Origin of the sequence: Janthinobacterium sp. 35 (assembly GCF_002754575.1) — a bacterium.
Taxonomy (GTDB): Bacteria; Pseudomonadota; Gammaproteobacteria; order Burkholderiales; family Burkholderiaceae_D; genus Janthinobacterium; species Janthinobacterium tructae.
This window is the reverse complement of record NZ_PEFN01000001.1, coordinates 642,840-666,045: the sequence shown is the minus strand read 5'-3', so window position 1 is coordinate 666,045 and position 23,206 is coordinate 642,840. Positions and strand designations below refer to the sequence as shown.

The 23,206-nt window shown below is 62.7% G+C and carries 18 protein-coding genes; 13 read left to right on the top strand and 5 right to left on the bottom strand.

The annotated features are described in order from the left end of the window. The first annotated feature begins 66 nt into the window (after nt 1-66). Nucleotides 67-2,367, top strand: coding sequence for a chitinase C-terminal domain-containing protein (locus tag CLU93_RS02995; RefSeq protein ID WP_099759936.1), 2,301 nt, complete (start codon nt 67-69; stop codon nt 2,365-2,367). 122 nt (nt 2,368-2,489) lie between these two features. Here the strand turns inward: CLU93_RS02995 and CLU93_RS02990 are convergent, their stop codons facing one another. Beyond that, complete coding sequence (locus CLU93_RS02990) at nt 2,490-3,764, bottom strand: maltoporin (protein ID WP_099759935.1); 1,275 nt, start codon at nt 3,762-3,764, stop codon at nt 2,490-2,492. 309 nt (nt 3,765-4,073) lie between these two features. Between CLU93_RS02990 and CLU93_RS02985 the strand changes: the two genes are divergently transcribed. From CLU93_RS02985 to CLU93_RS02950, 8 genes are all read left to right on the top strand, one after another. Next, a complete protein-coding gene (locus CLU93_RS02985; protein ID WP_099759934.1) occupies nt 4,074-5,384 on the top strand; it encodes an ABC transporter substrate-binding protein in 1,311 nt (436 codons plus the stop codon). A gap of 158 nt (nt 5,385-5,542) precedes the next feature. Then, nucleotides 5,543-6,403 carry a carbohydrate ABC transporter permease gene (locus CLU93_RS02980; protein ID WP_099759933.1) on the top strand — a complete coding sequence of 287 codons (861 nt, stop codon included), beginning with the start codon at nt 5,543-5,545 and terminating at the stop codon, nt 6,401-6,403. Nucleotides 6,404-6,413: 10 nt separating this feature from the next. Next, entirely contained in the window at nt 6,414-7,232 is an 819-nt protein-coding gene (locus CLU93_RS02975; protein WP_071078291.1) for a carbohydrate ABC transporter permease, read from the top strand. Nucleotides 7,233-7,255: 23 nt separating this feature from the next. Beyond that, the gene (locus tag CLU93_RS02970; RefSeq protein ID WP_099759932.1) at nt 7,256-8,305 is read left to right on the top strand and encodes an ABC transporter ATP-binding protein; all 1,050 of its coding nucleotides are present in this window, start codon (nt 7,256-7,258) and stop codon (nt 8,303-8,305) included. Then, a complete protein-coding gene (locus CLU93_RS02965; protein ID WP_180287793.1) occupies nt 8,305-9,786 on the top strand; it encodes a mannitol dehydrogenase family protein in 1,482 nt (493 codons plus the stop codon). The genes CLU93_RS02970 and CLU93_RS02965 overlap by 1 nt, the downstream gene beginning before the upstream one ends. Nucleotides 9,787-9,800: 14 nt before the next feature. After that, nucleotides 9,801-10,718: a helix-turn-helix domain-containing protein gene (locus CLU93_RS02960; RefSeq protein WP_099759931.1), complete on the top strand. Its 918-nt coding sequence runs from the start codon at nt 9,801-9,803 to the stop codon at nt 10,716-10,718. Between the two features lie 55 nt (nt 10,719-10,773). Next, nucleotides 10,774-11,700 carry a helix-turn-helix domain-containing protein gene (locus CLU93_RS02955; RefSeq protein WP_099759930.1) on the top strand — a complete coding sequence of 309 codons (927 nt, stop codon included), beginning with the start codon at nt 10,774-10,776 and terminating at the stop codon, nt 11,698-11,700. 71 nt (nt 11,701-11,771) lie between these two features. Beyond that, on the top strand, nt 11,772-13,826 hold the full coding sequence (locus CLU93_RS02950; protein ID WP_099759929.1) for an esterase-like activity of phytase family protein: 2,055 nt from the start codon (nt 11,772-11,774) through the stop codon (nt 13,824-13,826). A gap of 155 nt (nt 13,827-13,981) precedes the next feature. On the opposite strand, the gene CLU93_RS02945 is transcribed toward CLU93_RS02950, so the two are convergent. Beyond that, a complete protein-coding gene (locus tag CLU93_RS02945; protein ID WP_099759928.1) occupies nt 13,982-16,078 on the bottom strand; it encodes a S9 family peptidase in 2,097 nt (698 codons plus the stop codon). Between the two features lie 118 nt (nt 16,079-16,196). Further along, on the bottom strand, nt 16,197-16,904 hold the full coding sequence (locus tag CLU93_RS02940; protein ID WP_099759927.1) for a glutathione S-transferase family protein: 708 nt from the start codon (nt 16,902-16,904) through the stop codon (nt 16,197-16,199). Nucleotides 16,905-17,018: 114 nt separating this feature from the next. Between CLU93_RS02940 and CLU93_RS02935 the strand changes: the two genes are divergently transcribed. The 4 genes from CLU93_RS02935 (at nt 17,019) to CLU93_RS02920 (ending at nt 21,471) form a co-directional block, all read left to right on the top strand. Then, on the top strand, nt 17,019-17,372 hold the full coding sequence (locus CLU93_RS02935) for a winged helix-turn-helix transcriptional regulator (protein WP_099759926.1): 354 nt from the start codon (nt 17,019-17,021) through the stop codon (nt 17,370-17,372). Nucleotides 17,373-17,445: 73 nt separating this feature from the next. Further along, nucleotides 17,446-18,036, top strand: coding sequence for a hypothetical protein (locus CLU93_RS02930; RefSeq protein WP_099759925.1), 591 nt, complete (start codon nt 17,446-17,448; stop codon nt 18,034-18,036). Between the two features lie 392 nt (nt 18,037-18,428). Then, entirely contained in the window at nt 18,429-19,685 is a 1,257-nt protein-coding gene (locus CLU93_RS02925) for an HD-GYP domain-containing protein (protein ID WP_099759924.1), read from the top strand. Between the two features lie 145 nt (nt 19,686-19,830). Next, on the top strand, nt 19,831-21,471 hold the full coding sequence (locus tag CLU93_RS02920) for a methyl-accepting chemotaxis protein (protein WP_099759923.1): 1,641 nt from the start codon (nt 19,831-19,833) through the stop codon (nt 21,469-21,471). Here CLU93_RS02920 and CLU93_RS02915 read toward each other — a convergent pair. Continuing rightward, nucleotides 21,443-22,291: a DUF2071 domain-containing protein gene (locus tag CLU93_RS02915; RefSeq protein WP_099759922.1), complete on the bottom strand. Its 849-nt coding sequence runs from the start codon at nt 22,289-22,291 to the stop codon at nt 21,443-21,445. The two genes, CLU93_RS02920 and CLU93_RS02915, sit on opposite strands and share 29 nt — an antisense overlap. A 64-nt stretch (nt 22,292-22,355) precedes the next feature. Further along, a complete protein-coding gene (locus tag CLU93_RS02910; protein WP_099759921.1) occupies nt 22,356-23,138 on the bottom strand; it encodes a 3-hydroxybutyrate dehydrogenase in 783 nt (260 codons plus the stop codon). Nucleotides 23,139-23,206: the final 68 nt, after the last annotated feature.

Sequence of the window (23,206 nt, the reverse complement as noted above, 5' to 3'; positions counted from 1 at the left end):
ACAAGAGCCCCTTCAGGGGCCTGCAACAAGCGCTCGATGTATAACCATAACGGAGACAGACACCTCATGAAATCGAATGCATTATTGATGGCCCTGCTCAGCGGCGTGCTCGTCGCTTGCGGCGGCGGCCAGGAAGGCACGACGGCCACGCCAAACACCTTGCTCGCCACCGTGGAAGCGTGCGTCGTCTGGGATGCCGCCACCATCTATACGGGCGGCCAGTGCGTGCTGTACCAGGGCGTCAGCTACAAGGCCAAGTGGTGGACGCAGGGCAATGTCCCCAGCGCCACCGACCAGTGGGGACCATGGGCCGTGACGGATACGCCGACGCCGACCCCAACGCCGACCCCAACGCCGACCCCAACGCCGACCCCGACTCCAACGCCGACACCCACGGCTTGCCGTCCCGACGGCTTGATCTCGGCCGTGCCGAATGTGCCGTATTGCAAGGTGTACGACGCGAATGGCCGCGAAGTGCTGACCAATGGCTTGAACCGGCGCATCGTCGGCTATTTCGCCAGCTGGCGCACGGGCGTCGATGGCAGCCCGACGTATCTGGTGAATAACTTGCCGTGGGACAAGATCACCCACTTGAACTATGCATTCGCTTCCGTCGATCCGGCCACCTCGAAAATCGCCATCGGCAGCGGCGCGGCCAATCCCGATACGGGCCTCACCTGGCCGAATGTGCCGGCCGCCGCCATGGACCCGTCGTTGCCGTACCAGGGCCACTTCAACTTGCTGTCGCAATACAAGAAGAAGTATCCAGGCGTGAAACTGATGATTTCCGTGGGCGGCTGGGCCGGCAGCGGCGGCTTTTACACGGCGACGACGAATGCGGATGGCAGCATCAACACGGCCGGCATCAACACCCTGGCCGATTCCATGGTGGCGTTCGTGCGCCAGTACAACTTCTTCGATGGCGTTGATGTCGATTACGAACACCCGACCACCAACAATGAAGCGGGCAATCCGAACGATTTCGCCGTCTCGAAACCGCGCCTGGCGGGCTTGATGACGAGCTATAACGTGCTGCTGAGAGTGCTGCGCCAGAAGCTCGACGAAGCGGCCGTGCAGGACAATAAATACTATCTGCTCACCATCGCCGGCTCCGCCTCGGGCTGGGTCTTGCGTGGCGAAGAAAACATGTCGGGATTGAAATATCTCGATTACGCCAGCCTGATGAGTTACGACTTGCACGGCGCGTGGAACCAGTATGTGGGACCGAACGCGGCGCTGTTTGACGATGGCAACGATGGCGAATTGCGTGCCGGCAATGCTTACCAGTACCAGAACATCGGCTACCTGAACACGGACTGGGCCTACCGCTACTACCGGGGCGCCATGCAGGCGGGACGCATCAATATCGGCGTGCCGTTCTACACGCGGGGCTGGAAGGACGTGACGGGCGGCACCAACGGTTTGTGGGGCACGACGGCGCTGACCAATTCCACCGTCACCTGCGCGGGCGTGAAAACCTGCGGCATGGGCGCCACCGGCATCGACAACGTGTGGTACGACCTCGACTCGCAAGGCAAACCCACGCCCGGTGGCGGCAACCCCATCTGGCATGCGCTGAACTTGCAAAACGGCATAGTGCCAAGCTACCTGGACGCCTATAAAGTCACGGACAAGGCGCTGGTGGGCACGTATGTGCCGTACTACAGCAGCACCATGGTGGCGCCGTGGCTGTGGAATGCGACCAAGAAAGTGTTCCTTTCCACGGAAACCACGCAATCGATCGCGGCCAAGGCCCAGTACATCGTCAACAACAATATCGGTGGCGTGATGATCTGGGAAATGGCGGGCGACTATGCCTGGGATGCCACGCGCAATGGCGGCAAGGGTGAGTACTTCATGGGCACCACCCTGACGGACGTGCTGTACCAGGCCTTCCGCACGGCTGGCGTGTACGGCAACAAGCGCGCCGAAATCGCCATGCCGGCCACGGCGGCCAACGTCAGCATCACGTTGGGCGACTGGAAGCTGGGCGACAACAACTTTCCCATCAACCCCGTGATGACGGTGAAGAACAACACCACCTCGACCTTGCCGGGCGGCACCGTGGTGGAGTTCGATTATCCCGTGTCGGCGCCATCGGACATGAGCGACCAGTCCGGTTTCGGCTTGACGGTGATCAATGCCGGCTACACGGGACCGAACAATATCGGCGGCTTCACGAAGAACTACAACCGCGCCCGCTTTGCGATTCCCGCCTGGCAATCGCTGGCGCCGGGCGGCTCCGTGGCGCTGACCTTGAATTACCGCTTGCCGATCTCGGGGCCGGCCAATTACACGGTGACCGTGGGCGGCACCAAATATGCGTTGACGCAAGAGTATCCGGAATTGCCGGTGGCCTTGCCGTAAGCAGTGATACGGTAGGGTAAACAGAGAAGGGCGGAACCGTGGTTCCGCCCTTTTTTTGACCCGAATGCAAGTACTGGGGTCGGACCCTCAGGGTTCGACCCCGGCGTGCTTTTGGGTTCAGCTTAGAACCACGTCTCTACCTGGAAACCATACGACGTGCCGCTGGTATTGTTGTTGTAGATCGGGCCGCCGTTGTTCGACGTATTGACCGACGCGGTGGCCGCATCGTTCCATTTGCCGTAGGTCACAAAAGCGCGCAGTTCAGGACGCGACCACAAGCCAGGACCGGCCGAGATCGTCGGCGCGATGGTCAGCTTGGTCAGGCGCTTGGCCGGCAGGCCGCCCGCTTGCGTCACGCGATCCGTGCCCAGTTCGCCCACCAGCTTGAAGTTGTCGGTGAATGCATACACAGGACGCACGCCGACCGAGGTCCAGGTCGAGGAACCTTTGGCGTTCGACTCGTCTTTTTGCCACAGGGCGACGAATTCCATGCCGAAATTGGCCATCGGCTGGATCGCCATGTCATTGAAGATGCGCGTGCGTTTCACGTCCGAACCGAAACTGGTGTCGCCCGAAGCGCCGAATTGCGCGCCATTGCCGGTGCCAGGACCGACGCCGTATTGCACGCCAAAGGTGTTGCCGCCGCCGAACACTTTACCTTGACGGTGGAATGCCGACAGTTGCCAACCGTTATGTTTCGGGCCGTAGATGTCGTTGTCCTTGCCTTCAGCCGTGATGATGGTCGCGGCCAGGTCCAGCGTACCGTTGGCGTTGACAGGAATTTCACCGTAGATGAAGTTCTGGCGCACGGCGGAACGGGTGCCTGTGATGGCGCCTGTGTTCTTGTCGCGGGCGTTGATATCGTTGTCCTTGAAGAAGGCATACGAGAATTTACCGGGGCCAGCAGGAATGCGGTCCAGGCCGGCGCCCGTGCCGTTCATGTTGATGTACTGCAGATCCAGCATGTGGATGTCAGGACGGTAGTAGAAGCGTTTACCGACCCAGGCCGTGCCGCCGTTCAGGAAATCGAGTCCCTGCGCTTCGACGTAGGCCTTGACGATGCCCAGTTTGTTGTCGCCGAAATCGGAGTTTGGCGCGTAGGCGTTGACCCAGATGGTGGCCAGGTAGTTCACGCCGCCGGACTTGGCGACGGACTTGGTGTAGCCGAATTCCGTGTAGGCGTCGCACTCATTGCCCAGACGGTATTTCATGGTATTGCCACCCAGGCCGAAGCAGCCTTGCGAACCGCCGTCGCCCGACGTATTGCTGCCGGCGCCGGCGCGCAGGTAGCCGTGGAAGCCTTCGGCATCACTTGGGTACATCGGGTCGGCAAGGGCGGAAGCGCTGGCGATGGCCAGGAGCAGGGCAGGTAAAGTTTTCAATGCAGTGCGATTCATGCGGTCTCCAGAAAAATGTAAGTGGTAGCGCTGGCGCCCGGAGGACGGGCAGCGCATACGGTCTAATGCCGAAAACCAAGTCTAGCAGCGCTTTTTTAACCAGACCGATACAAAACGTACAAGTGACGATACTTTCTTTCAAAGTGTTGTTTTTACTCAATATCGATACTCTGGTGCATAGCGGGTCTGCAAAAGAGTATCGAATTGCGGTTTTGGAGTATCAGAAAGTATCAAAGTCCGGTGCTACATTGTGGTCGTGGTGCTAAGTACCTGAGCATTGCCAACGACAAAAAACACTGGAGACACACAATGAAACGTTCCGCCATTGCCGCGCTGTGCGCCGGCGCCTTCTGCTTCGCTTCGTCCGCGATTGCCGCCACCGACCTGGTCATCGCCACCGTCAACAACGGCCACATGATCGAAATGCAAAAGCTCAGCAAGTTCTTCGAGCAAGCCAATCCCGACATCAAGCTCAAATGGGTGACCCTGGAAGAGGGCGTCTTGCGCCAGCGCATGACCACCGATATCGCCACCAAGGGCGGCCAGTTCGACGTGATGACCATCGGCCTGTATGAAACGCCCATCTGGGGCAAGAAAAACTGGCTGATCCCCATCAAGCCGGACGCCAAGTACGATATCGACGACTTGCTGCCGGCCATACGCGAAGGCCTCTCCGGCGACGGCAAGCTGTACGCGTCGCCGTTCTATGGCGAAAGCTCGATGATCATGTACCGCAGCGACCTGGTCAAAAAAGCGGGCGTGACGATCGAAGACCGTCCCACCTGGAATCAGTTGCGCGACGTGGCCGCCAAGCTGCACGATCCGGCCAACGGCGTGTATGGCATCTGCCTGCGCGGCAAGCCGGGCTGGGGCGACAATATGGCGCTGATCACCACCATGGCCAATTCCTACGGCGGCCAGTTGTTCGACATGCAATGGAAACCGCAATTTACCAGCAAGCCGTGGAAGGACGCGGTCACCATGTATGTCGACCTGATGAAGAAATACGGCCCGCCGGGCGCGGCTGCCAACAGCTTCAATGAAAACCTGGCGCTGTTCAACCAGGGCAAGTGCGGCATCTGGATCGACGCAACGATCGCCGCTTCCTTCATCACGGACCCCAAGCAAAGCAAGGTGGCCGACAAGGTGGCGTTTGCCCAGTCGCCCATCGGCGTGACGGAGCGGGGCGCCAACTGGCTGTGGATCTGGTCGCTGGCCATTCCCGCCAGTTCCAAGCACCCGAATGAAGCGCAACGCTTCATCAACTGGGCCACCTCGCCCGATTACGTGAAGCTGGTGGCCAGGGAAACCAGCTGGGCCAACGTGCCGACGGGCACGCGCAAGTCGACTTATGCGAGCCCCGAGTTTCAGAAAGTGGCGAAATTTGCCGCCGCCGAAGGCAAGGCCCTGGCCACCACGCGCGCCGTGCAAAGCACCATGCTGCCGTCGCCGTACGTGGGCGTGCAATTCGCATCGATCCCCGAATTCCAGGTGATCGGCGTGGCGGCCGGCCAGCAGATGGCGGCGGCGTTGCTGGGCAAGGTGACGGTGGAGCAGGCGCTGGAATTGTCGCAGCAGACGGCGGAGCGGGAGATGCGCAAGGGTGGGTACTACAAGTAGGAAGATAGCCTGACAAACCTACTGCGCGGTTTGTAGTTTGCAAACAGGTGACGCTGTTGTAACCCGAATGGCGAAAGCTGGGGTCGGACCCTCAGGGTCCGACCCCGGTACTTCAGCCTTGCGGGTTTAAAAGATACCTCACGCCCCAAGAGAACATTATGAAACGCATTATCCCCCGGACTTTGCTGACGCCGGCCGTGGTCGCCGTCTCCGTCATTTCCGTCGTTCCGCTGCTGATTACCCTGTTTTACGCGTTCGTGCGCTACTCCATGCTCGATCCGAGCGGCCATCCTTTCCATGGCCTGGCCAATTTCCACTTTTTCTTTACCGATGCCTCGTTCCTGCCGGCCTTGCAGAACACGTTTACTTTGCTGTTTTCCGTCATGCTGATCACGGTGGTGCTGGGCACGGCGCTGGGCTTGCTGATCAATGAAGCATTCCCCGGGCGCGCCATCGTGCGCGTGCTGCTGATCTCGCCGTTTCTCGTCATGCCGGCCGTCAATGCCCTGATGTGGAAGAACATGCTGCTCAATCCCATCTACGGCCTGTTCGCGCAAATCAGCATCTTCTTTGGCGCCACGCCCGTCGACTGGCTGTCGGAGCACCCGCTGTTTTCCATCATCATGATGGTCTCGTGGCAATGGCTGCCATTCGCCTGCCTGATCTTCATGACGGCCCTGCAATCGATGGACCGGGAGCAGCTGGAAGCGGCGCGCATGGATGGCGCCACCTATTTGCAGCAGTTGCGCTATCTCTACATTCCCCACCTGGGCCGCGCCGTTTCGGTGGTGCTGATGATCGAGATGATCTTTTTGTTGTCGATCTTTGCGGAAATCTTCACCACCACGGGCGGCGGTCCCGGTTTCGACACGACCACCATCACCTTCATGATTTATCAGCAGGCGCTGCTGTCGTACGACGTGGGAGCGGCTTCGGCCGGCGCCCTGTTCGCCGTGCTCATCGCCAACATCGCCGCCTTCTTCCTGATGCGCGTCATCGGCAAGAATCTGTCGAAATAAGGAGACCTTGATGCATAGCAAATTCAATCTGTATGGCCGCACGGCCGCCGCCTGGCTGTGCGCACTGCTGCTGTTCTTTCCCATCTTCTGGCTGGGCCTGATGGCTTTCAAGACGGAAGGGCAAGCCATTTCCACGCCGCCCTTGCTGTTCTTCACGCCGACCCTCGACAGCTTCCGCGAAGTGCTGGCGCGCGACAATTACTTCGGCTACGCGTGGAACTCGCTGTTTACCAGCGTCGTCTCGACGGCCATCGGCCTGTTGATCGCCATCCCGGCCGCGTATTCGATGGCCTTCTTTCCCACGGGCGGCACCATCGGTTTGCTGAAATTCATGCTCAGCTCGCGCTACATGCCCGGCGTGGGCGCCCTGATGCCGATTTATATCTGCTATCAGTACTTCGGTCTGCTCGATACGCGCATCGGCCTGACCATCATGTTCATGCTGATGAATTTGCCCATCATGATCTGGCTGCTGTACACCAGCATGAAGGAGTTGCCGCGCGAAATCCTGGAAGCGTCGCGCATGGATGGCGCCACCGTGTGGGATGAATTCCGCCACGTCGTGCTGCCCCTGTCCGTGGGCGGCATCGCCTCCACGGCCCTCGTGTGCATGGTGTGGTCGTGGAATGAATCGTTCTGGTCGCTGAACCTGGGCGCTTCCAACGCGGGCACGCTGGCCTGGCTCATCGCCTCGTATTCCAGCCCGGAAGGCTTGTTCTGGGCCAAATTGTCGGCCGCTTCGCTGATGGCCATCGCGCCCATCATGGCGCTGGGCTGGTTCTGCCAGAAGCAACTCGTGCAAGGCATGACCTTCGGCGCAGTCAAATAAACGAAAGAATAGAGACACTTATCATGGCTTACCTTCAACTGAGCAATATCGAAAAATTCTTTGGCGAGCACCGCGCCATCAAGGGCATTGACCTGGACATCAAACAGGGCGAGTTCGTCGTCTTCGTGGGGCCGTCAGGTTGCGGAAAATCCACCTTGCTGCGCCTGATCGCGGGCCTGGAACCGATCGACGGCGGCAAGCTGTCGCTCGACGGGCGCGACATCACCAGCGTGCCATCGTCCAAGCGCGACCTGGCGATGGTGTTCCAGTCGTACGCGCTGTACCCGCACATGACGGTGTTCCAGAACATGTCGTTCGCCTTGAAACTGGCCGGCGTCGATCCGGCCATCATCCGCGAGAAAGTCGACAAGGCGGCCGCCATCCTCGACCTTGGGCGTTACCTGGAACGCACGCCAAAAGAGCTGTCGGGCGGGCAGCGCCAGAGGGTGGCCATCGGCCGCGCCATCGTGCGCGACCCGAAAGTGTTCTTGTTCGATGAACCGCTGTCGAACCTCGATGCGGCCCTGCGCGTGCAGACGCGCATCGAGATCGCCAAGCTGCACCGCGAGCTGGGCGCCACCACCATCTATGTTACGCATGACCAGGTCGAGGCGATGACTTTGGCCGACAGGGTGGTGGTACTGCGCGACGGCCAGATCGAGCAGCATGGCTCGCCCCTGGAACTGTATGACCGTCCCGCCAACCGCTTTGTCGCGCAATTCATCGGCACGCCCAGCATGAACGTGGTACCGGCCGACGCGGCGCCTCAGTTGCTGGCGCAGGCGGGCAGCGCGGCGCAGGCGGACGGCTTCGTCGGCATCCGCCCCGAGCACGTGCACCTGGGCGCGGCGCAGCCGGGCAGCGTGCCCGTCACCGTCGACCTGGTGGAGTCCCTGGGCGTGGAAACCCTGACCTATGTGCGCCTGCCGAACAATGTGCAGGTGGTGTCGCGCGGCGCGGAGCGCAGCAGCCTGCAGCCGGGCCAGCAGACGCATCTGACGTTCGAACCGGGCTTCGTCCACTATTTTGACCGCGCCGGCAAGACTTACGCGGCGGCGAAAGGAGCGCTGTAATGGACGCCATCGCATTGAACCAGGCGAACCTGGCGCAGCTGCCCGCCAACGTGGCCGTGCCCGCGTATGCGCGCGAGACGCTCGTGGCCAGCATCGTGCATATCGGCGTGGGTGGCTTCTTCCGCGCCCACCAGGCCGTGTACCTCGACGACTTGCTGGCCTTGCCCGGCCAGGAACACGCGCAATGGGGCTATTGCGGCGTGGGCTTGCTGGCGCATGACGCGGCCATGCGCGACGCCATGCAGGCGCAGGATGGGCTGTACACGGTGGTCGAGCGCAGCGCGGCCGGCGACTCGGCGCGCATCATCGGCAGCGTCGGCGAGTATCTGTATGCGCCCGACGAGCCGCAAGCCGTGCTGGAAAAGCTGGCCGACCCCGGCACGCGCATCGTCGCGCTGACCATCACCGAGGGCGGCTACTACGTCAACCAGGGCACGGGCGAATTTGACGCGGATCATGCCGATATCGTGCATGAACTGGCGCATCCCGATGCGCCGCGCTGCTCGTTCGGCTACCTGGCCGCCGCGCTGGCCCTGCGCCACCGGCGGGGACTGGCGCCGTTTACCATCATGTCCTGCGATAACCTGCAAAACAATGGCGACGTGACGCGCAAGATGCTGCTGGCCTTTGTCGCCCTGCGCGACGCAGAACTGGCGCGCTGGCTGGCCACGCATGGCAGCTTCCCCAACAGCATGGTCGACCGCATCACGCCGGCCACCACCGATGAACACCGGGCGCTCGTGCGCGACAGCTTCGGCATCATCGACGCCTGGCCCGTCGTGTGCGAGCCATTCCGCCAGTGGGTCATCGAAGACGAATTCCCGCAGGGCCGGCCGGCCTGGGAAAAGGTGGGGGCGCAGATGACGCACGACGTGCTGCCGTATGAAAAGATGAAGCTGCGCCTCTTGAATGCCAGCCACCAGGCCCTGTGCTACATCGGCATGCAGCTCGGTTACACGTTTGCGCATGAAGCGATGGGTGACCCTGGCATCCGCCTGCTCGTGCGGCGCATGATGGATGACGAAGTCACGCCGCTGCTCGATAGCGTGGAAGGCATCGATCTGGAACGGTACAAGGCCACCCTGATCGAGCGCTTTTCGAATCCGGCCGTGCGCGACCAGCTGGCGCGCATCGGCACGGAAGGCTCGGCGCGCATCCCGAAATTCGTGCTGCCCTCCGTGCGCGAAGCGCTGGCCCGGGGCGGCGCCATCAAGCTGTTGGCCTTCACGGTGGCGTGCTGGTTCCGCTACCTGGAGGGCCACGACGAGCAGGGGCGCGAGATGCCCCTGAACGACCCGTATGCGGCGCGCCTGCGCGCGCTGGCACTGCAGGGCGGCTCGGACGCCGCGCCGTTGCTGTCCCTGCGCGAGCTGTTCGGCGACCTCTGCGACACACCGGCGTTCACGCTGGCGGTGGGGGAAGCGCTGGCCAGCCTGTATGGGCTGGGCGCGCGCGCGGCGCTGGAACAGAGCGTGGCTTGAGGGGAGGGCGCGCCATGCCACGCAAAGCCGATGCTGTCTTGCCGCAGATGGAGCTGGAACAGCAGCGCGATGCCACGCCCGGCTTCGAGCCGAAAGGCAGTTTCGGTTTCATCCGCTACCTGGAGCACGGCTTTCCGAACGCGCTGGTGCGCTGGCATTACCACGACGAGTACGAGCTGCACCTGATCGTCGAGACGAGCGGCAAGGTTTTCGTGGGCGACTATATCGGCCAGTTTGCGCCCGGTCATTTGGTGCTGACGGGGCCGCGCGTGCCGCACAACTGGGTCTCGCTCGACACGCCGCCTGAAGGCGTGGCCCTGCGCGACATGGTGCTTCAGTTTTCGCATGCGCCGCTGGCGTCGATGGCCGCCGCCATCCCGGAACTGAAAGGGATGTTCCCGCTGCTGCAGCGCGCCCTGCATGGCGTGGAATTTTTCGGCGTCAGCGAGCAGTCGCTGCGGCGCTTCCAGCGTATCCGCGACAGCAGCGGCCTGCCGCGCTTCATCGAGTTTCTGACCCTGCTGGGCGAACTGGCGCAGACCAGCGATTACCAATTGCTGTCGACGGTGCCGATGCAGTCGAGCGATGACGACGTGGCTTTGGCGCGCATCAGTTCGGCCATCAACTTCATCGTGCACAATTACAGCAGCCAGTTCTCGCTGAAACAGCTGGCCGAGCAGGTGGACATGCCCGAGCGGACGTTTTCGCGCTTCTTTCGCAGCGCCACGGGCAACAGCTTCACGGACTTCGTCAACCGCCTGCGCATCAACAAGGCGTGCCAGCTGCTGATGGAGACGGAGCGCTACGTCAGCAACATCTGCTACGAAGCAGGATTCAATAATGTGGCCAATTTCAACCGGCGCTTCCTGGAATTGAAGGGCATGACGCCGAAGGAGTTTCGCCAGCAGGCGCAGGGCCGTTTTGGCGCCTGAGGTTTTTTAAGGTACATTCGATGGCACGGGCGGGGACCGCCTGGGAGAGACAAGCATGGAATACCTGTGGCAGAAGGACAGCGAGCGCAAGGCGCCCGAACTGGAGCGCGAAAGCTACGATGGCATCATCAATTACCTGGAACACGGCTATCCCAGCTCGCGCGTGCGCTGGCACTGCCACGAAGAATACGAGCTGCACCTGATCGTCGCCACCAGCGGGCGCTTGTTCGTGGGCGACTATATCGGCGAATTCTCGCCCGGCCACCTGGTGCTGACGGGTCCGCGCCTGCCGCACAACTGGATTTCCAACGTCGTGCCGGAAGGGGGCGTGGCCTTGCGCGACATGATCGTGCAGTTCGCCCACGCGCCGCTGGCCGGCGCCGCGCGCGTCATCCCCGAACTGCGCGAGCTGCTGCCGCTGCTCGAGCGCTCCAGCTATGGCGTGGAGTTTTTCGACATGGGTCACGAGGCCGAGCAGCACCTGGCGCGCATCCGCGCCACGCATGGCGCCGAGCGCTTCGCCGCATTCGTGCAACTGATGAGCAAGCTGGCGCGCACGGCCAACTATCGCTTGCTGTCGAGCGCTTCGCTGCGTTCGTACGATGATGACGCCACCCTGGCCAAGGTGAATGCCGTCCTCAATTACATCACGGACAATTACCGCGAGCCGATTTCGGCGGAAATGCTGGCCGAGCAGGTGGGCATGTCGCTGAGTAAATTCTCGCGCTTCTTCCGCAAGGCGACGGGCAACAGTTTTACCGATTTCATCAGCCGTTTGCGCATCAACAAGGCTTGCCAGCTGTTGATGGACACGGATCAATACGTGTCGAACGTCTGCTACGACGTGGGTTTCCAGAACGTGGCCAACTTCAACCGCCGCTTCCTGCAGGTGAAGGGCGTGACGCCGAAGGAATTCCGGCGTCAGGCCGATGGCCGCTTTGGCGGCATCGGCGGGCCTGTTGCGGATACGCCACGGGCTTGAGGGCTGTCACGGGCTTGTCACTTTGCCCAGTTACTCTCCACGGCTTCAATCCCACTTTAGCCGGGGAATGCATGAACGCTGCCGTAACGTCGACCCCGAAACTGACCCTGCTGGCCATCGCCGCCAGCCTGTGCCTGTCCGCCTGCGGCGGCAGCGATAGTACGCCGGCGGAACCGGCCAAGCCCGTGGCACAGACGGGCGTGTTCCTCGACGGCGCGGTGGAAGGTCTCGATTACGTGGCCGGCAGCGCGGCCAAGGCCAGCACCAATGCCAAGGGCGAATTCATTTGCAACCCGGGCGACACGGTGGCCTTCAGCGTGGGTGGCCTGGCCCTGGGTTCGGCGCCATGCGGCGCCGTCGTCACGCCGCTGGCGCTGGCCGCCAGCACGAATGTGGCGGACGACAAGGTCGTCAACCGCCTGCTGGCGCTGCAATTGCTTGACGACGACAGCGATCCGTCGAACGGCATCAAGCTGACGGCCGAAGTGAAGGCCGCGCTGACCGGCAAGACGCTGGACTTTGCCACCGTGCCGGCCGTCTTCAACACGGCGCTGGCCGGGCAATTGGCGGCGGTGGGCGGGAAATTCGCCAGCCGCACGGTCGATGCCGAGCGCCGCGCGCTCGTGCGCGAGCATTTCGAAGACACGCTGGCTTCGAAAGCGGGCGTGCCCGTCAATGAAGCGCTGACGCAAGCCAATCCGGTGGGCGAAGTGAAAGTCACCGTGACGCGCTACCAGATCCAGGCGGCGGACAAATACTATGTGCCGTACGAAGGCGCGAATGCCAAGATCAAGGGCGAATTCCCGAACGGCTTTTTGCCATCGTATGGCTCGGGCCTGGCCTACAAGGGCAAGAATGCAGCCGGCGACCTGGAATTCTATGGCTTGACGGACCGTGGCCCGAACGGCGACGGCCCGCTGGTGCCCAACCCATCGGGCAAGGGCACGATCGGCAGCAAGATCTTCCCGTCGCCGAGCTTTACGCCTTCGTTCGGCGTGATCACGGTGGGCAAGAATGGCGCCGTGCTGGGTTCGAGCACGCCGATCAAGGTGTCGACCGCCGTCAACAGTTCGGGCTTGCCCGTGCCCGTGGGCGCGGTGGGCAATTCGGCCGAGATTCCCGTCATGGATGCGATGAAGTTCGATGCTGCCGGCAAGGCAGTCTTCAATGCGGGCGGCCTCGATTCGGAAGCCATCGTCGTCGACGCGAAGCGCAATGCGCTGTGGGTCTCGGACGAATACGGCCCCTTCATCATCAAGATCGATGCGGCCACAGGCATCATCCAGGCCAAGTACGAGCCGGGCAAGGGCTTGCCGGCGCTGTTCGCCAAGCGCCGCGCGAACCGCGGCATGGAAGGCATGACCTTAGACACGAGCAATGACAAGCTGTACGCCTTCCTGCAAAGCCCTCTGTCCGACGGCACGGCACCATATACGGTGACGAAGAAGAATGAACAGGTCGAGCGCTTCGCCCGCTTCACGCGCTGGATCGAATTCGACCCGACGACGGGCAGCAGCGGCAAGATGTTCGCCTACCCCTTGAATGCGGCCGACTACCAGGATGGCCGCACGGGCAACGCCAAGCTGGGTGACATGGTGGCGCTGGGCGGCGGCAAGTTCCTCGTCATCGAACAGGGCGCGGCGCCGTCGGGCAAGGTCTTCAATAAACTGATGCTGGTCGAACTGAAGGGCGCCACGGACATTGCGGCCGCCGCCTTCAACGCGACGAGCTCGGACCTGGAAAAAAGCAGCATGGGCGGCGCGGCCGTCAATGGCGCCGACTGGGCGGCTGTCACGCCGCTGAAGAAAACCGTGCTGCTGGACTTGAACGCCATCGGCTGGGCGGCGGAAAAGGCCGAAGGCCTGACCCTGATCGACGACTCCACCATTGCGCTGGCCAACGACAATGACTTCGGCCTGAAAACCAAGATCTTCGACGCGAATGGCGTGGAAGTGGCGGATGCCGACGTGACCAAGTGCACGGTCGATGCGAACGGCACAATCGTCACCAGCAGCGCGGCCGGCTGCAATGCCGCCAACACCATCCGCGTGGCGCGCGGCGACGACCGCGAGCGTCCAAGCCGTTTGTGGATCGTGAAGTTTGCCAAGGCGCTTAATACGTATTGATGTGCTGCTGTGTCGGATTACGCGGCGCTGCGCGCCGCTAATCCGACCTACAAAACAAAAAGCCGCGCGGTGCAGAGATGCACCGCGCGGCTTTTTATTGTGGAAATCGAGGGTAGGTCGGATTAGGCCGAAGGCCGTAATCCGACACTCTCCCGTTACTTCTTGGTATAGGTATTCAACCAGTCCAGCACCGTGTGATGCCACAGCAGCGAATTGGCCGGTTTCAGTACCCAGTGGTTCTCGTCCGGGAAGACCAGCAGCTTGCTCGGGATGCCACGGCGCTGCAGCGCCGTGAAGGTGCCCAGGCCTTGCGCGGTAGGGATGCGGAAATCCAGGTCGCCCTGTACCACCAGCATCGGCGTCTTCCAGTTCTTCACGAAGTTGACGGGATTGAACTGCTCGTGCTTGGCCGGCGCGTCGTAGTACGGGCCGCCGTTTTCCCACTCGGTGAACCACAGTTCTTCCGTCGCGTAAGCCATGCCGCGGTTGTCGAACACGCCGTCGTGGTTGACCAGGCACTTGAAGCCGTCCGGCCAGTTACCGGCGATCCAGTTCATCATGTAGCCGCCGTACGACGCGCCCAGCGCGCAGCTGCGCTCGCGGTCCAGCCATGGGAACTTCTTGGTGGCCGCTTCCAGGCCCTTTTGCAAGTCGACCAGCGGCTTGCCGCCCCAGTCGCCGCTGATGGAATCCGTGAACTTCTGGCCATAGCCGGTGGAGCCGTGGAAGTCGATGAAGACGGTGGCGTAGCCGGCGCCCGCATACACTTGCGGATTCCAGCGGTAGCTCCAGCTGTTGCCAAAGCTGCCTTGCGGGCCGCCGTGGACCAAAAAGGCGACCGGATACTTTTCACCGGCCTTGGCGTTCCATGGCTTCATCACGTGACCGTAGACGGTTTCGCCATTCGCGCCGGCGAACGAGAACTGTTCATATTCGCCGAAACGCACGTCGGCCAGCGCTTGCGCGTTCTGTTTCGTCAGCTGGGTCATCGGTGCGCTTTCCGACTTGGCGTCGAGTTTGCGCGTGTACAGCTGCGCGCCCGAGGCCAGGCTGGCTTGCGCCAGCACGATGGTGTTGCCGCGCACGTCGAAGTCGCCCACGGCGCCCTTGCCCGTCAATGCCGCGACCTTGCCGCTGGCCGCGTCGATGTGGAACAAGCGGTGCTGGCCCACGTCATCGGCGGCGACCAGGAAGGCCTTGCCATCCGGCGTCCAGCGGAAGTCGGCCACGGAACGGTCCCAGTCGTCAGCCAGGGTGCGCTTCTTGCCTGTGGCGACATCCATCAGCACCAGATGAAAACGGTCCGCTTCGAAGCCCGGCTTGGTCATGGCGACATAGGCCAGCGTGCGGCCATCGGGCGAATACGTGGCTTTCGCGTCCCAGGCCGGATTGTCGGCAGTTAGGTTGCGCGGCGCCTGGCCGCCGGCGGCAGGGATCGTGTAGACGTCGAAGTTGGTCGACCACGCTTCCGTGCGTCCGGCCACGCGCACCGAGAAGGCCACCGTCTTGCCGTCCGGGCTGAAGTGGTATTCGCCATTGTCGCCGAACGGTTTCGATGGCGCGTCGCCATCGAGGGTGCCGCTCAGGCTGACGGGTGCGGCGCTGACCTTGCCGGTCGCGTCGATCGGCGCCGAGTACAGCGCGTTGCGGCGGCCATCGGCCCAGGTATCCCAGTGGCGCACGAACATCTGCTCGTAGACCATGCCGCTGGCCTTGTTCTTGGCTTTTTCATCGAGGCGTTTTTTCGTGCAGGCGATGTCCGCGCAATCGAGGAAGACGCCCATGCTGAAGGCCAGGCGGTCGCCCTGCGGCGACAATCGATAAGTGTCCACGTCCAGCGCCAGGTCGGTGACCTTGGCCGCTTCGCCGCCGTTCAGGGGCAGCTGCCACACTTGCGAGGAGCCGGAGCGGGCGGAGAGGAAGTAGATGGCGTCGCCGTTCGGCGACCATTGCGGGTCGCTGGCGCTGGCATCGCCACGCGTGAGCTGGCGTGGCGCCGCGTTTGGTGCGCGCAGGTCGATCATCCACAGCTGCGTGTTGCCGCGGTTTTTGTCCAGGTTGGTCGTGCGCACCGTGTAGACGACGCGCGTGGCGTCCGGCGACAGCACGGGGCTGCCGACTCTTTCCATGGCGACCATGTCTTCCACGGTGAAACCGCGCGGTGCGGCCAATGCCGGTTCTGCAGCAACGGCGGCGGCAGTGGTGGCCATGGCGGCACTGAATGCTCCCAAGAGCAGCAGACGTAAACTCATTCAAACTCCCGATTCTGATGACGACGTTATTGATATGGTATTGACGTGGCCGGCTGTACCGCCGGCAGCCCGACATCATAGCAATAAAGATGCGCTTGCTGCGGGAGTTGACCGCCGGTTAGCCGGCCGGAAGTGCCAGTTGGTCGAGTGCCACGTGGCCCAGGAAGCCGCCCTGGCTGGTGGCCGGCAAGCTGTCTTCGATGGCGTGGGCAAAGCGGATGCCGGAGTCTTGTTCCAGCGCGGCCAGCACCCGCGCCACGTGCGGATAATCGGCCAGGCTGGCCAGTTGCAGCGGTTCGGCCCAGCGCGCCGTGGCGGCCAGGTAGGCGTCGGCGATGCTCGGTGCCGTCTCCGAAGCGAGCCAGGCGCGGCCAGCGAGCAGGCGCTCCAGGTGCGCCAGGCTTTTGTTGACCTTCTCGGTGGCCATCTCGCGCCAGATAGCCGCGCGCGCATCGTCCGGCGCTGCACGCGACGCCTGGAAGGCGGGCATGAAGGCGGCGTGAAACGTCGTGTGCAGAAAGGACAGCACACTGTTCAGGCGGTCGTAGTCTGGCGTGCCTTGCGCAAAACCCAGGCCGCTGCCTGGTGCGCGGGCGGCCAGGTGCAGCAGGATCGCCATGCTTTCCAGCAACGGCGCGCCCGCGTGCGTGAGCAGGGCCGGCGTCTGGCTCAGCGGATTGATGGCGAGAAAGGCGGGATGCTGCTTGCTGGCCGGGTCGCGTGCTTCCACGCGAGCCAGGCGATACGGCAAGCCGCTCCATTCGAGGGCGGCGATGGCGGCAAACGAGCAGCCGAACGGCACGCTATAGATCAGGGTGGTTTCCATGCTGGAGCTCCAATTGGATGAGGGAAGGGCAGTCTAAGGGTAATGGTTACTATTTGGAAGAAGGTAGAATAATGTGGTATAGGTACATTTTTTATACCAGGTGGGAAGCGAACCATGAAAGACAATGTCTCCGGCTGCGCCGTGGAAGAAGCCATGCGACTGCTGGGCGGCCGCTGGCGCATCGTGCTGCTCAGCTATCTGATGGCGGGGCCGAAGCGTTTCAGCGAAATCCGCCGCGCCGTGCCGAATATCTCGCAGCGCATGCTGACCCTGGACTTGCGCGCGCTGGAAGAGGCCGGTTTGCTGACGCGCACGATTTACGCGGAAGTGCCCGTCAAGGTGGAATATCGGCTGACGGACGAGGGCTTGCGCTTGCGCGAGCTGGTCGAGATGCTGCGCGCCATTGGCTTGCGCCTGCGCGGGCAGGCGGATGCGGGCGGCGCCTTTCTTGTGTCCGACGCTGGATAAATGTCTCTAGAGAAACAGCTGTTTTTATGCAAAGTGCTAGACTGCCGGCCTTAGCTCACTACTCTCGATACCCATGCGCCTGACTTCCCTCGCCCTGACCGCCGCCGCCCTGTTCGCCGCCTTGCCAGCCCATGCGGCCAGCATGCCGACACTCGAACAAATCCATGCCGCCGTGCAGGCGGGCGTGGCCAGGACACAAGCGAAGACGCAGTCGCGCATGCCGTTCGTCATCAAGGTGACCAGCCTGGCCGGCTGCCAGGAGTCGCAGGAAGTGCCGGGCGAAGTGGTGTGCCTGGTGGGCATGAGCGCCGGCATGCGCGATGCTTTTAACGTACTGCCGCTGCGGAACGAGGGCGGCACCTGGGTCGGCGTCGAACGCAAAAACGCCAAGTTCGCGGGACCGTTGCCGGCCGAGGCGCAAGCGATGATACGCGCCTGGGCCAAGGACGAAGTGGCGCGCGATCCGGACGCGGCCAAGGACGTGCAGATGCAGGAAGCGCAGAGCACCATGCAGGTCAAGGCCGTCAACGCGTGCGACGTCAAGCGCAAGACGGGCTACCTCGTGTGTGACACGGAATTGAGCGTGCCGAGCCGTCCGGAAGGCATCAAGACCGAACTGACCTTCATGCTGGACAGCGGCAACTGGCGCTACGTGCCGCGCTAGACCTCCGGCCGCCGGCGGCCCTGCCGCTCGCACATCCGCCTGATACTTCTTCCTGCATGGCGCCAGCGTCTTTTCGCGACGTCTGGCGCTGGCGCCGCTTTCCTATCCTTTCCTGCACTGCATGCCCGTGTGGTGGCCCATGAGGCCGCCGGCAGGCATGCGCCTCCCTCCTCGGCAGGATGCCTGCAATTCCACAAAACCAATATGGATTAATTGATATATTTATTGATTAATCATTTATTACCAATGGAAGTGATAGAATTGGTGATTATTTCTTCATATGTTGCGATTTTTCCATATAAACTAATTTATTTGGTTTAATCATTATTTTTGACGTATGATATTGATAATGGGCAAGTAAATGCCGCGATCTGAATGGGTGGAGAACCGTCGTGCTGAAAAAAATATCGAGTAGCGAACTCATGCTGGGAATGTACGTCGAACGCCTCGGCCGCTCCTGGCTGGAGAACCCGTTCTGGAAGCGTTCCTTTTTGCTCGAATCGCCGGCTGACCTGGAGCGTATCCGGGCGGCCCGCCTGAATGAAGTGTGGATCGACACGGCGCGCGGGCTGGCGCCGCCTGAACCTGTTGCCGTTGCCGCACCGCCCGTTTCCGTTCCTGCAGCCGCAGCAGCCGGCACCGAAGCTGACGTGCCGGCCGTCCCCGTCGCCGTTGCGCATGTGGCGCCTGCCCTGTCGCGCGAGGCGGAAATGGCGCACGCCCGGCGCCTGCTCGAGCGCACGCGCCAGGCCGTGCAGACGATGTTTGACGAAGCGCGCATGGGCAAGGCTTTGGCCGTGGGGCAGGCCAACGAGCTGGTCGACGACATCGCCTCTTCGGTGCTGCGCGGCGGCGGCGTGCTGCTGGGCCTGGCACGCCTGAAAACGGCCGACAACTATACGTATATGCACTCGGTGGCCGTGTGTGCGCTGATGACGGCGCTGGCCAGGGAGCTGGAACTGCCGCCGGAGCAAGTGCGCTCGGCCGGCCTGGCGGGATTGCTGCACGATATCGGCAAGATGGCCGTGCCGTCGGCCATCCTGAACAAGCCTGGCAGCCTGAGCGACGCGGAGTTTTGCTCCGTGCGTGCCCATCCGGCGGCCGGCCATCGCATGCTGCTCGAGGTGGACGAGATCGATCCAGTGGCGCTGGACGTGTGTCTGCACCACCATGAAAAACTCGATGGCAGCGGTTATCCCAAAGGCTTGTGCGGCGAGGAAATCAGCCTGTATGCGCGCATGGGCGCCATCTGCGACGTGTACGACGCGATCACCTCGAACCGGCCATACAAGCAGGGCTGGTGCCCGGCCGAGTCGCTGCGCCGCATGGCGGCCTGGCGCGGCGGGCATCTGGACGCGACACTGTTTGCCGCCTTCGTCAAATGCCTGGGCATTTATCCGCTGGGCACCCTGGTGCGGCTGCAATCGGAGCGCCTGGCCGTGGTGGTGGGGCAGGCGGCGGGCAAGACGCTGACCTCGCCCACGGTCCGCGCATTTTTTTCCATCCGCGCCGGCACTTGTATCGCCCCTTGCCTCATCGACCTGGCGGCGCCGGGTTGCCAAGAGCGCATTGTTTCCACGGAAAGCGCGGCTCAGTGGGGTTTGCTGGACGTCGACCGTTACTGGGCCGGCGAACCTGCCGTGGCATAGCGTTAGCCACGGCGGGAATAAAGTATATTTTATTAATAATAAAATATTAAAATAATGGTGCCAGTGCCGCGTCCGTTTTCCTGTCTGGCGACCGTTCCTTGTCCGCACACCCGCCACCATACGGGCTACCACTGAGGATGTGACCATGCGAATCAATCTTCCCGTCAGCGATACCGAGATCAATCTGAGCGATACCGAGACCATCGTCTCGACTACCGACTTGCAAGGCAATATCACGTATGCAAACCCGTATTTCATCGCCGTCAGCGGTTACAGTGCGGAAGAATTGATCGGTGCGCCGCAAAACATCCTCCGGCATCCGGACATGCCGGTCGAAGCCTTCGCCGATTTCTGGGCCACCATCCGCTCCGGGCGTTCGTGGAGCGGCATGGTGAAAAACCGCTGCAAGGATGGTGATTACTATTGGGTGCTGGCAAACGTGACGCCGGTGGTGGAAGACGGCGTCGCTGTCGGCTACATGTCCGTGCGCACCAAACCGACGCGTCAGCAGGTGGCGCAGGCGTCGGCCCTGTACGCGCGCATCAAGGCGGGGCAGGCCGATGGCATCGCCCTCAGCCAGGGCGCGGCCGTGCGCACGGGCTGGCTGGCCAGGCTGGCGAGCTTGCGCGACCTGCCGCTGGGCAAACGCATCGGCTGGAATTTGGGCTTGCTGAGCCTGATATTGCTGCTGCAACTGGCGTGGAATGCGGGCGTGCTGCCGGCCAGCGCGGGCGGCTGGCTGACGGGCCTGTCCGCGCTGGCCTTGTGCGCGACCCTGTATTTCTGGCACAGCTTGCACCGCGCCGTGCTGCAACCGCTGCAGCGGGCGCGCCAGGCCTGCGACGTGATGGCGGGCGGCGACCTGACGGGCGAGCTCGATACCACGCGGCGCGACGAGATGGGGCAGCTGCTGCGTTCCTTGCGCCAGCTGCGCGTGAACTTGCACTCCATCGTTGGCGATGTGCGCGGCAATTTCCTGCGCATCAGCATGGCCAGCCAGGAAATCGCCGCCGGCAATATGGATTTGTCGGGCCGCACGGAAGCGCAGGCATCGGCCCTGGAGCAGACGGCATCGAGCATGGAGCAACTGGCGGCCACGGTGCAGCAAAATAGCGGCAACGCCGTGCAAGCGAGCGACATGGCGGGCAAGGTGCATGGCCTGGCGGGGCGCGGCGGCGAGATCGTCGGCCAGATGGTGACGATGATGGCGGACATTAACGCCTCGTCAAAGAAGATCGGCGACATTACGGGCATCATCGAAGGCATTGCCTTCCAGACCAATATCCTCGCCCTGAACGCGGCAGTGGAAGCGGCGCGCGCTGGCGACCAGGGACGTGGCTTTGCCGTCGTGGCGGGTGAGGTGCGCAACCTGGCCCAGCGCAGCGCCTCGGCCGCCACGGAAATCAAGCAATTGATCACGGCATCGCTGGCGCAGGTGCAGGCGGGCGCCAAGCTGGCGCAACAGGCAGGCGCCAGCAGCGCCGAAATGCTGGGCGCCGTGCAGGGTGTGCACGGCATCATGGCGGAGATCGCCTCGGCCTCGCGCGAACAGAGCCATGGCATCGGCCAGGTCAACATGGCCGTCACGCAGATGGATGAAGTGACGCAACAGAACGCGGCGCTGGTGGAGGAATCGGCGGCCGCCTCCGCGTCGCTGCAAGACCAGGCCTTGCAGCTGGAGCAAGCCATGGCCTTGTTCAAGCTGGAACGGCGGCGTGGCGGCCCGGCCACGCCCACGCGTGCAGCGGAGCGCCGCGCTACAGCAGGCGCTCTGACAGCGCCTTGAAGTCCACTTGCGGTACGAGAAAGGCAAACGGCCTGGACACGGGCGGCAGTTGCCTCAGCATGCCGCAGTCGGCGCGCCAGGCCGTCAGCGCTTGCACTTGATCCACATCAACGGGCAAGTCGATTTCACCGAAGACCAGCTTGCCGTTGCGCGGCACGTGCGCGATGGCTGCATCCTGGCAAGCGAGGAAGGCGACGGCAGCGTGCCAGCTGCCGAACAGCGTTTGCCAGTCGGCATCAAGAGCATGCTCCGCTGTGATGGCCGCCTGCACATCGAGCGCCGGGGCGCTGCCGGTGCCGGATGCAATGCTGCAGTGCGCCTGCGTGGCGCCAACTTCCAGCGTCATGCCGGCGGCCAGGTGCGTCGGCAAGATATCGCTGAACAGCCGCGTGCCCAGCGCATGGGGCAAGCTGGCCATGATGTTTTTCAAAAAATACACGCAGGGTACGGCGGGCGCGCCCGGTGGCGTGTGGTCCAGATATAAACGCCAGTTGCTTTGCAGGGGCGAGGGCAGCAGCCGGCGCAAGGGACCGGGCAGGGCAGGGCCGAAATGCCCGTGGCGGTAGGTCAGCACGGTAAACGGCGTCTTGCCGTCGCGCTGCCACAAGGCCACACCTGCGGGCACTAATTTTTGCGCGGCAGCGGCGTCGACCAGCCAGCTCACGTACACGACGTCGCGCACGTCGCTGTGCAGAGTCAGGAAGGGCAGGCGCGACATGACGGCCTGGCGCACATTGGCGAACCGCGTGCAATTGGCGAGCGCGGCAAACAGGCGCCCCGGCCAGCCCGCGCGCGGGTGACGGTAAGTGTTGTCTTGCAATTGGGAAGTCTTTCGCTTGCGGTGATGCAGGCGGACGGCGCCGCCTGCCGGGAACGCTACGTGTTTACTGCATGTGCCAGCCGTGGCTGACGACGATCGATTGGCCGCTCAGTGCCGTCGACGGGAACGCCGCCAGGAAGACGGCCGTTTGCGCCACGTCTTGCGTGGTGGTGAATTCGCCGTCAATCGTGTCTTTCAGCATGACTTTCTTGATCACGTCTTCTTCGCTGATGTTCAGCTGGGCTGCCTGTTCGGGGATTTGCTTGTCGACCAGCGGCGTGCGCACGAAGCCGGGGCAGATGACGTTGGCGCGGATGCCGTCCTTGGCGCCTTCCTTGGCCACCACCTTGGCCAGGCCCAGCAAACCGTGCTTGGCGGCCACGTAGGCGCTCTTGAACGGCGAGCCTTCGTGCGAGTGCACGGAACCCATGTAGATGATGGCGCCGCCGCGGCCGGCCGTGATCATTTCGCGCATGCAGGCGCGCGTGGTGAGGAAGGCGCCGTCCAGGTGGATGGCCAGCATCTTTTTCCACTGCTCGAACGGGTAGTCGACGACGGGACTGATGATCTGGATGCCCGCGTTGCTGATCAGGATATCGATGCCGCCGAAGTGGGCTGCGGCATCGGCCACGCCCTGGTCGACTTGCGCTTCGCTGGAGACATCCATGGCGACGGCAAACGCCTGGCCGCCCGATTGCTTGATTTCCTCGGCCGTCTTGCTGGCCGCTTCCAGGGCCAGGTCGGCGATGACCACCTTGGCGCCTTGTTTCGCGTATTCAATGGCCATTTCCTTGCCGATACCACTGGCGGCGCCGGTAATCAGTGCGACTTTGTCTTTGAGCTGCATATTAATCCTTTGCATTGCGGGTTGGAGTGATCGTGGGAAGTCAGACTATGCCAGTATAGCCAGAAAAC